We start from the raw sequence: 13,948 nt of genomic DNA, 5'->3' as shown, positions 1-13,948 counted from the left end.
CGACGCACTTGCCCTTTGGCTAACCTTCGGCTCTGCGAATACCTGGTGTCAGGACTTTCACCCGACTGGACTCGTGCCATGCACGGCACACACGAATGAAGTTAAGCGGCGGCGAAGCCGTCCGCCTTGAACGCCCGGTTAGCCCGAGATGCCACCACAGGGCGCCCAAGCTTAACGACGAACGCGAGCCTTGAAAAAGCACTGCGCCACGGAAGCGGCACAATGCTGATAAAAAGATAGCTACTAGCGCAAGCTGCATAAGCGCTAGAAGCAAAAAAGGCTTGGAACTGGCGAGGCACAGAAAGGCGAAGCCCGGCACACGGTAAAGCACCCAGCGGAGAAACGCTTGAGAAGCTGAATGCGCTGGAATAACATAAGCCTGAATAGGAAGAGTTTTGCGGAACGCTAACTAGGGGTAGCCTTGTTTATTTTTGGCAGTACCGATCCCAAATAGTGGAAAACCGTCCTGAACCGTCATCAACTCCGCCAAAATCTTTGGTGTCAGTAGCGTAATATTTTTTAAACCCAGTGTAACCACCATAACTATTTTTCCCATTTACCTCGCCGCAAACGATTGGTACGTCAACGAGCGATAGAGATATGTTTCTAAATTTGACGGATTCTGGGTCTTTGAAATTTTGAATCAGCGTAGCGTTTGCGCGATTGATGTAATCGACTTTTGGTTCTCTAAGAAAAGCCGTCTTAACATAACACGGAACAGAGGCGTAATCCGAATATAGATACTCTGACTCCCTTAGAAATTCACAACGCGCATTAATATATTCGGTTGCTTTTTCTTCGCTATATCCAATATTACTAATTTCTAGCCTTAAAGTTTTCATGCGTTCCTGTGCAATTGCTAGTTTGGTCTCCGCTGAATTATCAATAGCCTTCATCTGTTCTGTTGTTAGGGGACGATACTGGGTGCCGCAACTAGTAAGCAGCAGCACACAAATTACAAGCGAAGGAAATTTCAAAAATGATACGGAAAACATAGTTCGCAATTGATATGGGATACGTGGGCTAACGCAGAGCTAAGCGGCCGGCTTCAGCCGGTCCCGCTTGAGCGCTTGGTTATGCTTGCTGCCTAAATTGGAGAAAGAAAATGAAAGTGAAAGAATTGATAGCTGAGTTGGAGCGATGCCCACAAGAATCGCTGGCTTGCTTGTTTCTCGGGTTTGACAATCGGCCCGAGGTGAAAGCAATAAGCCCAGAGGACTGTGATGGCCGTGTGCTACTCGGTGCGGAACTACCGCCGGAAGCGTATGCGCGCGACCACATCTCGGACTAGGCATAACGTAATGTAGACGGCAAAACCCGGTTGATACATCCGGCGCTTGACGATACATCTTCTTTTGAAAAACAGCGCAACCCGCTTGCCTGCTGGCTTTGCGGTCTATATACTGGATGAATTAACAGGTATAAATTTTCCATGAAACCCGGTGCGCCTCCTCTACAGTCTGCCCGCTTGCTCGATCAGGTGCGCGAGCGGGTTCGGTATCTGCACTATAGCTTGAAGACGGAGAAGGCCTACCTGTATTGGGTGCGATTTTTTGTCCGCTGGAGTGCAACCCAATCCGGCGGCATGCGCCACCCGAGAGACATGGGCGTGCTGGACGTAGAGGCGTTTCTGTCAATGATGGCCAACGAACGAAAGGTATCAGCCTCCACGCATAACCAAGCACTCAGTGCCATCTTGTTTTTGTACCGAGAAGTGCTGAACATCGATTTGTCCTGGCTCAACAATATTGGCCGCCCTCATCAGACCAAACGCATTCCCTCGGTGCTGACCAAGGACGAAGTGGCCGGTGTGCTGGCGCATATGGACGGTGTAACCGCATTGCTTGCACGTCTTCTCTACGGTACTGGCATGCGTTTGATGGAGGGCATGCGGCTGCGCATTAAGGACGTGGACTTTGACCGGCATGTGATCATCGTGCGCGAGGCCAAGGGCAGCAAAGACCGGGTGGTGATGTTGCCGCGCTCGCTTGCTCCTGCCATGCGGCAACAGATGCTGGCGGCACGCGCTCAGTGGGAAGCAGACCGGCAGGTGCAGCGCGGTGGGGTTGAGGTGCCACACGCATTGGAGAGTAAATACCCCAAGGTTGGCTACACGTGGGGATGGTTCTGGCTGTTCCCGTCGCCCACGTTGTCAATCGACCCGCGCAGCGGCGTTGAGCGAAGACACCATTTGTTTGAGGAGCGCCTGCAACGTGCCCTGAAAAAAGCCGTGGCGCACGCGGGCATTGCTAAGCCCGTATCCGTTCATACCTTGCGCCACTCATTTGCAACGCACCTACTGCAGGCGGGCACAGACATTCGGACTGTGCAAGAACTGCTGGGCCAGCGATGTCAGTACCACCATGATTTATACCCACGTGCTCAAAGTGGCAGCAGGTGGCACGGCATCCCCATTGGATTCACTTTTGCCAATCCAATGACCGGTATCGAGGAAAAACGTGACCGGCAACCATCTGCCATAAGCCGACCGCCACGGTGCACATTAAACGGTCGTATTTTGAACACCTTCATGGCCTGCTGAAAAAGCGCAGTCTGGCACTGCAAATTTGTCAGCTTTGCCGTCCAGAAATCAATGCCACGAAAACGGATGGCCGCTGAACACCGCACCGCAGTCGCTCAAATCAGGCACCGGCTGTAACCAATGACATCCTCCATGGCACTGCTGGCCTGGTTTTCAGCAACTCCGCCCTGCTCCAGACTGCGCTGCCCCTGCCCAGGTGAAGGAAATTTTGCCCAATGGGATAATTGCAGCCATGACTATCACTTACAAAGACGCCGACGGCATTGCCGGCATGCGTATCGCGGGTCGCCTGGCGGGCGAGCTGCTGGACTACCTGGGCCCCTTCATCCAACCGGGCGTGACCACCAATGAGATCGACCGGCTGGCCGAAGAGCACACCACGCAAGTGCTGCAGGCCATTTCCGCGCCCCTGAATTACGCGCCCGGCGGCCACAACCCCTACCCCAAATCTATTTGCACATCAATCAATCACCAGGTCTGCCACGGCATTCCGAACGACAAGCCGCTCAAGAAAGGTGACATTGTCAACATCGACGTGACTGTCATCAAAGACGGCTGGCACGGCGACTCCAGCCGCATGTACATGGTGGGTGAGGTGTCCATCGCGGCCAAGCGGCTTTGCCATCTGACCTACGAGGCGATGTGGCACGGCATTGTCAAAGTCAAGGCCGGCGCCTATCTGGGCGACATTGGCCACGCCATCCAGACCTTCGCCGAAGGCCAGGGTCTGAGCGTGGTGCGCGAGTTTTGTGGCCACGGCATCGGGCGCAGTTTTCATGAAGAGCCGCAGATCCTGCATTACGGGCGCCCCGGCACGCTGGAGCAACTCACGGCGGGCATGACGATCACGATCGAGCCGATGCTCAACGTGGGGCGCAAGGACATCAAGGAAATGGGTGACGGCTGGACCATCGTCACCAAAGACCGCTCGCTGTCAGCACAGTGGGAGCACACGGTGCTGGTCACGCCGACCGGCTACGAGGTGCTGACCCTGTCAGCGGGTGGCCCGGCGATTCCGTCTTTTGTGCCGGAGCCGGCGGCCTTACCCGTCACGAGCTGACCTGCGGCGCCATCGCCCGGACAGCGAGAGACAACCGCATGGGCCCCGCATGACCGACCTGCAAGCGCTGCGCAGCCGTTACCGCGCGCAAAAAGCCACCATCCTGGAATCGATTGCGTCACCCGGGACCACCACGCGCGGTGTTCGCGCCACGCTGGGCAAACTCTCCAAGCTGGCGGATAGGGCTCTCATGATCCTGTGGCGGCAAGCGGGCTTTACCAGTTCGTTTGCGTTGGTGGCCGTCGGTGGCTTTGGGCGTGGCGAACTGTTTCCCTACTCCGATGTCGATGTGCTGGTGCTGTTGCCCGACGCGCAGTCACCCGCCAGCGACGCGCAACTCAAGACACGCATCGAAGGCTTTATTGGGAGTTGCTGGGACGCCGGGCTGGAGATCGGCTCCAGCGTGCGCACGGTGACCGAATGCCTGGAGGAAGCCGCGCGCGATGTGACAGTGCAGACCTCGCTGCTGGAGGCCCGGTTGGTCACCGGCAGCGCCGCGCTGTTCACTGGATTTGAGCGTCAGTTTTTTTCAGCGATCGACCCGCAGGCTTTTTTTATCGCCAAGACGCTGGAACTGCGCCAACGGCACAGCAAGTTTGAAGACACCCCTTACGCGTTGGAGCCCAATTGCAAGGAGTCGCCGGGCGGCCTGCGTGATCTGCAGGTCATCCTCTGGGTCGCCAAGGCTGCGGGCTACGGCAATGACTGGGACGCGCTGGCCCACAGCGGCCTGGCCACGGCCTTCGAGGTCAAGCAGATCAAGCACAACGAAGCGGTGTTGCGGCTTATTCGCGCGCGCCTGCATTTGCTCGCGCAGCGGCGTGAAGACCGGCTGGTGTTTGACCTGCAAAACGCCATGGCCCAGTCATTTGGCTTTGAGGCGCCCCCAGCCAGTAACGACGCCCGGGCATTTGTGCGTCCGAGTGAAGCGCTGATGAAGCGCTATTACTGGTCGGCCAAGGCGGTGACCCAGCTCAATCAGATTCTGCTGCTCAACATCGAGGAGCGGCTCAACCCGTCAAACCACGCACCGCTGCCGATCAACGCGCGCTTTTATGACAAGGCGGGCCTGGTGGAAGTGGCCAGCGACGACTTGTACCAGCGCGAGCCGCACGCCATTCTGGAAACCTTCCTGATTTTTCAGACCACGCCCGGCCTGAAAGGGCTGTCCGCCCGCACCTTGCGCGCGCTCTACAACGCCCGTGACCTGATGAACGGCCAGTTTCGCAATGACCCGGTCAACGGGGAGATTTTCAAACAGATACTGATGCAGCGCAGCGGCCTCACGCATGCCATGCGGCTGATGAACCAGACCTCGGTGCTGGGGCGCTACCTGTGGGCGTTTCGCGCGATTGTGGGCCAGATGCAGCACGACCTGTTTCACGTCTACACGGTCGATCAGCACATCCTGATGGTGCTGCGCAATGTGCGGCGTTTCTTTATCGTCGAGCACGCCCATGAGTACCCGTTTTGCTCGCAGCTGGCAGCCAGTTGGGACAAGCCCTGGATCCTGTACACGGCGGCGCTGTTTCACGACATCGCCAAAGGGCGCGGCGGCGACCATTCGGAACTGGGCGCCGTCGAGGCACGCCGATTCTGCAAACAGCACGCTTTCCCAAAGGAAGACACGCAGCTGATCGAGTTCATCGTGCGCGAGCACCTGACGATGAGCCGGGTGGCGCAAAAATCCGACCTGAGCGACCCCGACATCATTGCCGCCTTTGCCAAACGGGTGGGCAATGAGCGCTATCTGAGCGCTTTGTACTTGTTCACGGTGGCTGACATTCGCGGCACCTCGCCCAAGGTCTGGAACGCCTGGAAAGGCAAGCTGCTGGAAGATCTGTATCGCCTGACGCTGCGGGTTCTGGGTGGTCACGCGCCCGATCCACACGATGAAGTCGAAGCCCGCAAGCGCGAGGCGCTGATTCTGCTGGCCCTGCACGCCCAGCCGTTTGAGGCCCACAAACGCCTGTGGGAGACGCTGGACGTGGGCTATTTCTTGCGCCACGATGCCGCCGACATTGCCTGGCACACGCGTCAACTCTCGCGCCACGTGGGCGCGGGCAAACCGATCGTGCGTGCGCGCAAGTCACCGGTGGGAGAGGGACTGCAGGTGGTGGTGTACACACCCGACCAGCCCGACCTGTTTGCCCGCATCTGTGGTTATTTTGACCAGGGCGGCTTCAGCATTCTGGACGCACGCGTGCACACAGCCAGCAACGGCTATGCCATGGACACGTTTCAGGTGGTCACCTCTGCCCTGCCCGAACACTATCGCGAACTGACCAGCATGGTGGAGAGCGAACTCAGTCGCGTCCTGGCAGAAGCGGGCCCCCTGCCGCCACCCAGTCGTGGGCGGGTGTCACGCCGGGTGAAAAGTTTCCCGATCACACCCCGTGTCACCCTGCGCCCGGACGAGAAAGGGCAGCGCTGGCTGCTTAACATCTCCGCCAGTGACCGGGTTGGGCTGCTGTACTGCGTGGCCCGGGTGCTCGCCAAGCACCACATCAACCTGCAACTCGCAAAAATCAACACGCTGGGGGAACGCGTGGACGACATCTTCCTGATCGAGGGGCCGGAGCTGCAACACAACCGTGCGCAGATTGAAATCGAGACGGAATTGCTGGCAGCGCTGGCTTAGAGCGGCACGCTTCTTGCCGCCGTGCCGAAATTTGACCTATAACGATTCTTCCATTATTTTTTGGGCTAATTCGGCCATAGCCCGCATAGAATGGTCTTTTGGTGCTATTATTTTTGCATCGGCATAGCGCAGAAAGTTACGCTGCATCGACTGCAGATAGCTCGGATCGTAGTGCAGCGTGAGCAGCTCTTGCACCACCGGGGCAATGTTGCCAGCGCGCACTTGGCGCTGCCAGCCCTCCACCAGCACCTTGCCCTTGACGTCGGTCAAGACCTGCAGACGCTCGCAAAAGCTCTCGACATCGCTGACAAAAAAACTGTAGTCTTCCATCAGCAAGGCCACGCGTTCGGCGTCCGGCAACACCAGGTTCAGGCAAGGGCTTTGGCGCATGGCCTCGATCAGCGCGGTGGGCACCGCCACGTTGCCCACCTTCTTGCTTTCGCTCTCGATGAAGACCGGGCGCGTGGGATCCAGCGCTCGCAACGCCTGCCACACCAGCGTGTCAAAGCGTTTTTGGGTCGGCTGCGCCTGCCCGGGAATGGCACCGAGCACCGAACTACGGTGCCGGGCCATCGCTTCCAGGTCCACCACCTGCGCCCCTTGTTCGGCCAGGGCCTGCAGCAGGCGCGTTTTGCCGGACCCCGTGGTGCCACTGATCACGCGCCAGTCCAGGCCACTGACCAGCCTTGGAATGTCCTGCACCACCGCGGCCCGAAACGCCTTATAGCCACCTTCGACCAGCGTGACCCGAAAACCGATCTGACTCAGAATCAGCGCCAAGGCGCCGCTGCGCTGGCCACCACGCCAACAGTAGGCCAGCGGTTGCCAGTCTTTGGGTTTGTCGATCACCCAACGGTCAATGTGACTTGCAACATTGCGCGCCGCGATCGCAGCACCGCGTTTTTTGGCTTCAAAGGCGTTGACCTGTTTGTACAGGGTGCCAATATCGCGGCGCTCTTCGTTGTTGAGGGTGGGCCAATTGACGGCGTGCGGCAGGTGGTCTTCGTCGAACTCGCCGGGACTGCGGGCGTCGATGACGGTGTCAAACTCATGCAAACGAGCGATGACCTCGGTTGCGGGCAAGGTGTTCAGGCTCATTAAAGGATTTTTTTCAATTCTGGCCACACATTGGCCAGCATGAGAGGGTGCGCCTCTTCCTTGGGGTGGATGCGGTCGGCTTGAAACATACGCGTCGCGTCATCTTCGGCAATGCCTTTGAGCAAGAACGGCACCAGCGCGGCGCGCCTGGCCTTTGCCACGCTGGCAAACAGCGCGGCAAAGCGCTCGCCGTAGTCTTTGCCATAGTTGGGGGGCACCTGCATGCCAATCAGCAGCACCTTCGCGCCGGCATTTTGAGCCAATTGCGTCATGAAAGTCAGGTTGTCGCGGGTGAGTTCCAGCGGCAAGCCACGCAGTGCGTCGTTGCCACCGAGTTCAATGATGACGTGGGTCGGCCGGTGCTGGGTCAGCAGCGCCCCCAGTCGTGCGCGTCCACCGGAGGTAGTGTCGCCGCTGATACTGGCGTTGATCACGCTGACCGGCATTTTGTCGGCTTTGAGTTGCTGCTCAAGCAGCGCCACCCAGCCGCGGCCACGTTTCAGGCCATACTCGGCACTCAGCGAGTCGCCCAACACCAGGATTTTTCTGGCTTTGGCGGTCTTGGGAGCCGGGCCAGCAGCCTGCGCCGGCGCCCCCAGCGATACCCCCGCCAGAGCAGCCAGTACCCCTATGGCGATAAAGTGTCGCCGATGCGTGTCAGTTCGATACAAAGAAAGCCTCATGTCTGATTCAATTATTTCCGTTGACCACGTGTTCAAGTCGGTGACGGATTCCACCGGCACCCTTGACATTTTGCGCGATATTGATTTTTCGTTAAATGCCAGGGAAACAGTCGCCATTGTCGGGGCGTCGGGTTCGGGCAAAAGCACGCTCTTGTCGATCATTGCGGGTTTGGACACGCCCAGCCGCGGCACCGTCCGGCTGGCCGGGCAAGACTTGTTCGCCCTCGATGAAGACGAGCGCGCTGCCGTGCGGGCGCAGAAGGTCGGCTTTGTGTTTCAGAGTTTTCAATTGCTGGGCAATCTCACGGCGCTGGAAAACGTGATGCTGCCGCTGGAACTGGCTGGCAGGCGCGATGCCCGCGCGGCCGCAACCGACATGCTGGCGCGCGTCGGCCTGGCTGAGCGCCTCGGTCATTACCCCAAGGTGTTGAGTGGTGGCGAGCAACAGCGGGTGGCGCTGGCGCGCGCATTTGTCGTCAAACCGGCGTTGCTGCTAGCCGATGAGCCCACCGGCAGCCTGGACTTTGCCACCGGTGAAAAAGTGATGGAGCTGATGTTTGACCTGAACCGCGAACTCGGCACCACGCTGGTGCTGGTCACCCACGACCGCGCCATTGCCTCGCGCTGCGCGCGCTGCATCACGATTGAGGCCGGACGGGTGCTGGAGACGGTGATTGAGGTTTAAGGCCTTGATGGCTTAAAAACTGGCGTGGAACGGGAGTGCTTGGAGAGAGTAACAAGCTGGTCTCTTCGGAGCGAAAGTCGGCAGCGTAACGGCACCTGGTACCGGACGTCGAGGTCAATCAACGCGTCAACTGGGCTGGTGGTAGGGCGAAGCGGCGAGGCTACCGGACGAGTCGTTGTTGCGTGCAAATCGAGGGTTATTACGCGGATCGAGTGCTGCTCCACAATGCGATACTAGGTTTCACGTGGTTGAATTTCCTATCCGTATCCGTCAGCCGCAAAACATTACGCTAAGGAGAGCAAAATGGAATATAGAACACTGGGTCGCTCTGGCTTGAAGATATCGGTGTTGAGCATGGGCACTTTTTCGTTCGGCGGCAAAGGCGACTTCGCCATGGTCGCCAAGCAGGGGGTGGACGAAGCCCGCCGGCTTGTCGACACCTGCATCGACGGTGGCATCAACGTCTTCGACACATCGAACATGTATTCCGCCGGCCGCTCGGAGGAAATACTCGGCGAAGTGCTGGAAGGCCGACGTGACAAGGTCCTGATCTCCTCCAAGGCGCGCATGCGGATCGGCGACGGGCCGAATGATGAAGGCGTGTCACGTTATCACCTGATCCGCGAGTGTGAGCGTAGCCTGAAGCGGCTGCGCACCGATCATATCGACATCTATTTCATGCACGAATGGGACGGCCTGACGCCGCTGGAAGAGATGCTTTCGGCGCTGGATACGCTCGTGGCGCAGGGCAAGATCCGCTATATCGGTTGCTCGAATTACTCCGGCTGGCACATCATGAAGGCGCTGGGCGTATCAGACCTCAGGCAATATCCACGATTTGTAACCCAGCAAATCCACTATACGCTGGAGGCACGCGAGGCAGAGTACGAGCTGTTGCCGATCTCTGTAGACCAGGGTCTCGGCGTGATGGTGTGGAGCCCCCTGGCCGCCGGACTGCTTTCGGGCGCGTTCCGCCGCGATGCAAAGCCTGCGGATTCCCGTCAGGCGGCGGGCTGGAGCGAGCCGCCGATCCGCGATGAGAACCGGTTGTGGAACATCGTCGATGCGCTTGTCGACATCGCCGGAAAGCGCGAGGTATCGCCGGCGCAGATTGCCCTGGCGTGGACACTTTCGCGCCCTGGCATCACCTCGCTTGTGGTCGGCGGGCTGACGCCGGGGCATTTCAGCGACAACATAGCAGCCGTCGATCTGGTCCTGACGGCAAGCGAGCTGGAACAGCTCAACCTGGTTAGCCGGGTACCCTATATCTATCCGTACTGGCACCAGCACAACTTTGCCCGCGACCGCTTCTGCGCGGGAGATTGGGCCCTGCACGCCAGCTACCAGGACCTGGGCAATATCTGAAATCGGAAACGGCGGCCTTCAGGCCCGCCGCTCTCGGCTCAGTCCTGGGAGGACCCGCTTTCGGAGCGTTTCAAGCTCCGAGCCCCTCGACCGAATTGCCAGCCGGACGGAATTCGCAGCCGACGAAGCCCGTTTAGCCCAGACTCTCGAGTACCCGCAGGACGCGGGAATCATTTAGCGCAGTGTTGCATTCTTGAAGGATATTATTTTTCATGAATGATCGCCTATGGCTTTTTTTGCCAAACAAGCTGGACAAGACGAATGCGCATTGCCCCTGAAATTGTCCAGACTAACGAAGTACAAGGGGAATTGATAAAGTTGACTCGACCCAGCTCTGAGCCAATACCGGTGAACCATTGACCTTCGCGGATTCACTTAAAAAAATCTTAATGGACAATCTCGGTTTTTGGACTCTGCTGGGCTCGCCGCACGCTAACTGGACCTGCTGACCACGCCGTATGTTTTCGATGAAACCAGTGCGATCGATATGGCGCGAGCCGGTGCGGATATTGTGGTGCCCCACTTGGGCCTGACTACCGGCGGAGCGATCGGCGCCGAGACAGCGCTGACATTGGCAGATTGCGTGGTTCGGGTTAACGCCTGGGCCGAGGCTGCCAAACGTGTCAACCCTGAGGTGATTGTGCTTTGCCATGGCGGTCCAATTGCCAGCCCTGAAGATGCAGCCTACATCTTGGAAAACTGTCCCGCGTGCCATGGCTTCTATGGCGCTTCCAGCATGGAGCGTCTACCGGTAGAAGGCGCATTGACTGAACAGACACGGAAGTTCAAGAAAATTACAAGGTGAACACTCACCAGTAAACCAGCAGCAGGCATGAGTTTGATTTCAAATAGGCTTCGAACTGCTTTTTTACCGTCGAATGTCCACTGAGGGTGGCGGATGTCACCCAGACTGGTGCCATGTAGGAGTCAGTAGTCGGTTGGTTGTGCTCGCGGCTGACCAGCCAATGACATTATTTTCGCTAGGAGTCTGGGCGGCAGATGGGATTCTCCCGATCCCAATTATTAAAGTTTGAGGTTCAATGCAGGGCATGAGTGCAAGCTACATCCCCTACCACCCCGAACAGCAACCACTCTTGCCCAATGCGCTGCAAGATTGGTTGCCCCAAGGTCATCTGGCCTACTTCATCAACGACACCGTCGACAGCCTGAAACTGAGCGCCTTCCATGGCCGCTACGCGGCGGGTGGTCCACGCAACCAGCCGTTTCACCCGGCCATGATGGTCAAGGTCATGGTGTATGCGTACGCCACAAGTGTTTTTAACTCACGCAAGATTGCCAGGAAACTGCATGAAGATGTCGCCTTTCGGGTACTCGCGGCCGACAACTTCTCCGCCCACCGCACGATCCGGGACTTTCGTGCGCTGCACCTGGGCGAGTTCACCGAACTGTTTGTTCAAGTCGTGCGCCTGGCACGCGAAATAGGACTGGTCAAACTCGGTACCATCGCTGTTGATGGCACCAAGATCAAGGCCAACGCCAGCCGCCACAAAGCCATGAGCTATGGCCGCATGCAAACAGCCGAAGCAGAACTTAAAGCCCAGATTAGCGCGCTGGTGCTAAAGGCGGCCAACACTGACGAGGCAGAGAAGAACGAACCCGACCTGGACATCCCCGCTGAGCTTGAACGCAGACAAGCAAGGCTTGCCGCTATTACCGCAGCCAAAGTCCGCCTCGAAGAACGCCAGCGCCAAAGCGACACACAGCGTGGGCGCAGCCCCGATGACGAACGCCAACCCAAAGACAAAGACGGCAAGCCCAAAGGCGGCAAACCGTATCAACGTGACTTTGGTGTTCCTGCGGCCAAAGCCCAAGACAGCTTTACCGACCCCGAGTCGCGCATCATGAAGCGTGCCGGTGGCGGCTTTGACTATGCCTACAACGCGCAGACAGCAGTCGATGGGACGGCGCACATCATCGTGGCCGCCGAGGTCGTCCCACCGGTGAAACAGTGATGGAGCTAATGTTTGTCCTGAACCGCGAACTCGGCACCAAGCTGGTGCTGGTCACCCACGACCGTGCCATTGCCTCGCGCTACGCGCGCTGCATCACAATTGAGGCCGGAAGGGTGCTGGAGACGGTGATTGAGCTTTAGGCCCTTGATGACTTAAAGAACCGGCGTGGAACGAGATTGCTTAGAGAAAGTAACAAGCTGGTTTCTTCGGAGGGAAAGTCGGCAGCGCAGCGTAGCCAGTCATAGGATTTGAGACCGCGGATGATTCTTGACGACCACAACCTGCCGTTCAGCGCTGGCGCCACACTGCGGTCAGTCAGTCCAACTGGATTTGAAGGGCGAAATGGCGTGACACTTGGGTTCGACGGCCAAGCACTTTCCTAATGCAATCCTGACACGGCAGGTGGTACGCTGCCTTAATGATGAATTCTCCAGAGTTGTCAGCACCCAACCGCTCGCCAGCCCGAAGTTGGGTCATCGTCGCGTTTTTGCTGACGGCGGCCACCGCTTGCGGATTCCTGCTCGACCGCCATGTATCGCTGACCAGCCAGGCCATGATTTATGTGCTGGCGGTGGTGATTGCCTCCTACAAGCTCGACTGGATAGAGTCAGCGGTCTGCGCCGTCGCGGCGGTCACGGCGCTGAACTTCTTTTTCGTGCCGCCGCGCTGGACCTTTGAGGTCGAAAACCGGGAACACTTCATCGCACTGGGCGCGATGCTGGTCGTGGCCCTGGTGATCAGCCATCTGGCGAGGGGCGTGCGGCGCGAGACCGAACTGGCGCGCCTGAACGAACGGCGCGCGCGGCAATTGCAGGCGCTTGCTACCGACCTGTCCAACGTCAGCGCCCCGGCCGATATCGTCGCCCTGGGTCAAAAGGCGCTGGATGCCGCCTTTGCCGGACCGTGTTCGCTGGCCCTGACCCAGGATGGGCGCGAGCTCGATCTCGCCGGGGACCTGGACCCCGCCGTGCGCGACGGCATGCGCTGCTGCATGAGCGAGGCGGCGGTGCTGGGGCCGGGCACGGGGCGCTGGCCCGGTCTGCTGGCCTGGTACCTGCCTTTGGGCGAGCGCGGCCATGTGACCGGCGCCGCCTGTGTGCGCCCGGCCTTGGCCGCCGATGACGCGGGCAGGGAACACGCTCAGGCGCTGTGCGCGCTGCTGGCGCAAGCGCTGTGGCGTCTGCGCCAGCAGCGCGTCGATGCGCGCGGCCCAAAGCGAGGCGCAACGCCAACAGCTGCAAAGCACTTTTTTGGCCGCGATCTCGCATGATCTGCGCACCCCGCTGGCGGCCAGCGTCGGTGCCGCTTCGTCCTTGCAGACGCAGCGCGACAAGCTGAGCGCGCCTGAGCAGGACCGCTTGCTCGGCAGCATTGTCAGCGAGGCGTCCTACCTGTCCACGGTCACCGAGAACACCTTGCAACTGGTGCGGCTCACGGGCTCGGAACAGTCGCTCAAGCGGGACTGGGAATCGATGGAGGAAATTGTCGGGGCCGTGCTGGCGCGTGTGCGTCAGCGGGACCCCGAGCGGCGCATCAAGTCCACCGTGCCCGAGGACTTGCCGCTGGTCAAAGCTGACCCCGTGCTGCTGGCCCAATTGATCAGCAATTTGCTCGACAACGCGCTGCAATACAGCGACGGCCCGATTGACCTGAGCGTCAGCGTCGACGCGCAGGAGTTGCTGGTCTCGGTCAAGGACCGGGGCCACGGCATTCCCGAGGCCGAACAAAAAGTCATTTTCGAGGCCTATACGCGCGGTGATCAGTCGGGCCCGCGCGGTGCCGGTCTGGGCCTGGCGCTGTGCCGCGCGATCGCGCTCGCCCATGGCGGGCGTCTGACCCTGCGCCCGCGCCGGGGCGGCGGCAGCAACTTCGTGCTCGCCTTGCCGCTCGATGCCGAGCAA

Annotated in this window: 10 protein-coding genes and 4 pseudogenes; 10 read left to right on the top strand and 4 right to left on the bottom strand. The window is 59.1% G+C overall.

Annotated elements, in window-relative coordinates; translation table 11 throughout:
• Positions 1–101: 101 nt before the first annotated feature.
• Entirely contained in the window at positions 102–299 is a 198-nt protein-coding gene (locus GZ093_RS18090) for a DUF1010 domain-containing protein (protein ID WP_363261064.1), read from the bottom strand.
• Positions 300–425: 126 nt separating this feature from the next.
• The gene (locus tag GZ093_RS18085; RefSeq protein WP_296488706.1) at positions 426–995 is read right to left on the bottom strand and encodes a hypothetical protein; all 570 of its coding nucleotides are present in this window, start codon (positions 993–995) and stop codon (positions 426–428) included.
• 437 nt (positions 996–1,432) lie between these two features.
• Here GZ093_RS18085 and GZ093_RS18080 point away from each other — a divergent pair.
• The 3 genes and pseudogenes from GZ093_RS18080 to GZ093_RS18070 all read left to right on the top strand — a co-directional run bounded on the left by GZ093_RS18080 (position 1,433) and on the right by GZ093_RS18070 (position 6,243).
• Positions 1,433–2,441: pseudogene (locus GZ093_RS18080) on the top strand (integron integrase).
• A gap of 333 nt (positions 2,442–2,774) precedes the next feature.
• The gene (gene map, locus GZ093_RS18075) at positions 2,775–3,602 is read left to right on the top strand and encodes a type I methionyl aminopeptidase (protein ID WP_296488702.1); all 828 of its coding nucleotides are present in this window, start codon (positions 2,775–2,777) and stop codon (positions 3,600–3,602) included.
• A 49-nt stretch (positions 3,603–3,651) separates the two neighbouring features.
• Complete coding sequence (locus GZ093_RS18070; protein ID WP_296488700.1) at positions 3,652–6,243, top strand: [protein-PII] uridylyltransferase; 2,592 nt, start codon at positions 3,652–3,654, stop codon at positions 6,241–6,243.
• A gap of 36 nt (positions 6,244–6,279) precedes the next feature.
• On the opposite strand, the gene mnmH is transcribed toward GZ093_RS18070, so the two are convergent.
• Both mnmH and GZ093_RS18060 read right to left on the bottom strand, forming a co-directional pair.
• Positions 6,280–7,341 carry a tRNA 2-selenouridine(34) synthase MnmH gene (gene mnmH / locus GZ093_RS18065; RefSeq protein ID WP_296488698.1) on the bottom strand — a complete coding sequence of 354 codons (1,062 nt, stop codon included), beginning with the start codon at positions 7,339–7,341 and terminating at the stop codon, positions 6,280–6,282.
• The gene (locus GZ093_RS18060; protein ID WP_296488696.1) at positions 7,341–8,024 is read right to left on the bottom strand and encodes an arylesterase; all 684 of its coding nucleotides are present in this window, start codon (positions 8,022–8,024) and stop codon (positions 7,341–7,343) included. Before GZ093_RS18060 ends, mnmH begins: the two co-directional genes overlap by 1 nt.
• Between GZ093_RS18060 and GZ093_RS18055 the strand changes: the two genes are divergently transcribed.
• The 7 genes and pseudogenes from GZ093_RS18055 to GZ093_RS18025 all read left to right on the top strand — a co-directional run.
• Positions 8,023–8,709 (top strand): ABC transporter ATP-binding protein, encoded by a 687-nt coding sequence (locus tag GZ093_RS18055; RefSeq protein WP_296488693.1) that lies wholly within the window; start codon positions 8,023–8,025, stop codon positions 8,707–8,709. The genes GZ093_RS18060 and GZ093_RS18055 overlap by 2 nt on opposite strands.
• Positions 8,710–9,012: 303 nt before the next feature.
• On the top strand, positions 9,013–10,074 hold the full coding sequence (locus tag GZ093_RS18050) for an aldo/keto reductase (RefSeq protein WP_296488691.1): 1,062 nt from the start codon (positions 9,013–9,015) through the stop codon (positions 10,072–10,074).
• Between the two features lie 442 nt (positions 10,075–10,516).
• Positions 10,517–10,879 (top strand): annotated as a pseudogene (locus tag GZ093_RS18045) (phosphoenolpyruvate hydrolase family protein); the annotation flags it as partial.
• A gap of 244 nt (positions 10,880–11,123) precedes the next feature.
• A pseudogene (locus GZ093_RS18040) lies at positions 11,124–12,026 on the top strand (transposase); the annotation flags it as partial.
• Positions 12,027–12,031: 5 nt separating this feature from the next.
• Positions 12,032–12,187: pseudogene (locus tag GZ093_RS18035) on the top strand (ABC transporter); the annotation flags it as partial.
• A gap of 278 nt (positions 12,188–12,465) precedes the next feature.
• A complete protein-coding gene (locus GZ093_RS18030; RefSeq protein WP_296488689.1) occupies positions 12,466–13,317 on the top strand; it encodes a DUF4118 domain-containing protein in 852 nt (283 codons plus the stop codon).
• Positions 13,247–13,948: ATP-binding protein (locus GZ093_RS18025; protein WP_296488688.1), on the top strand; the 702-nt coding region annotated here is incomplete at its 3' end. The genes GZ093_RS18030 and GZ093_RS18025, both read left to right, overlap by 71 nt.

The sequence above is a fragment of the Rhodoferax sp. genome (assembly GCF_010365055.1).
Lineage (GTDB): Bacteria > Pseudomonadota > Gammaproteobacteria > Burkholderiales > Burkholderiaceae_C > Rhodoferax.
This window is presented reverse-complemented; position numbering and strand designations above follow the sequence as displayed.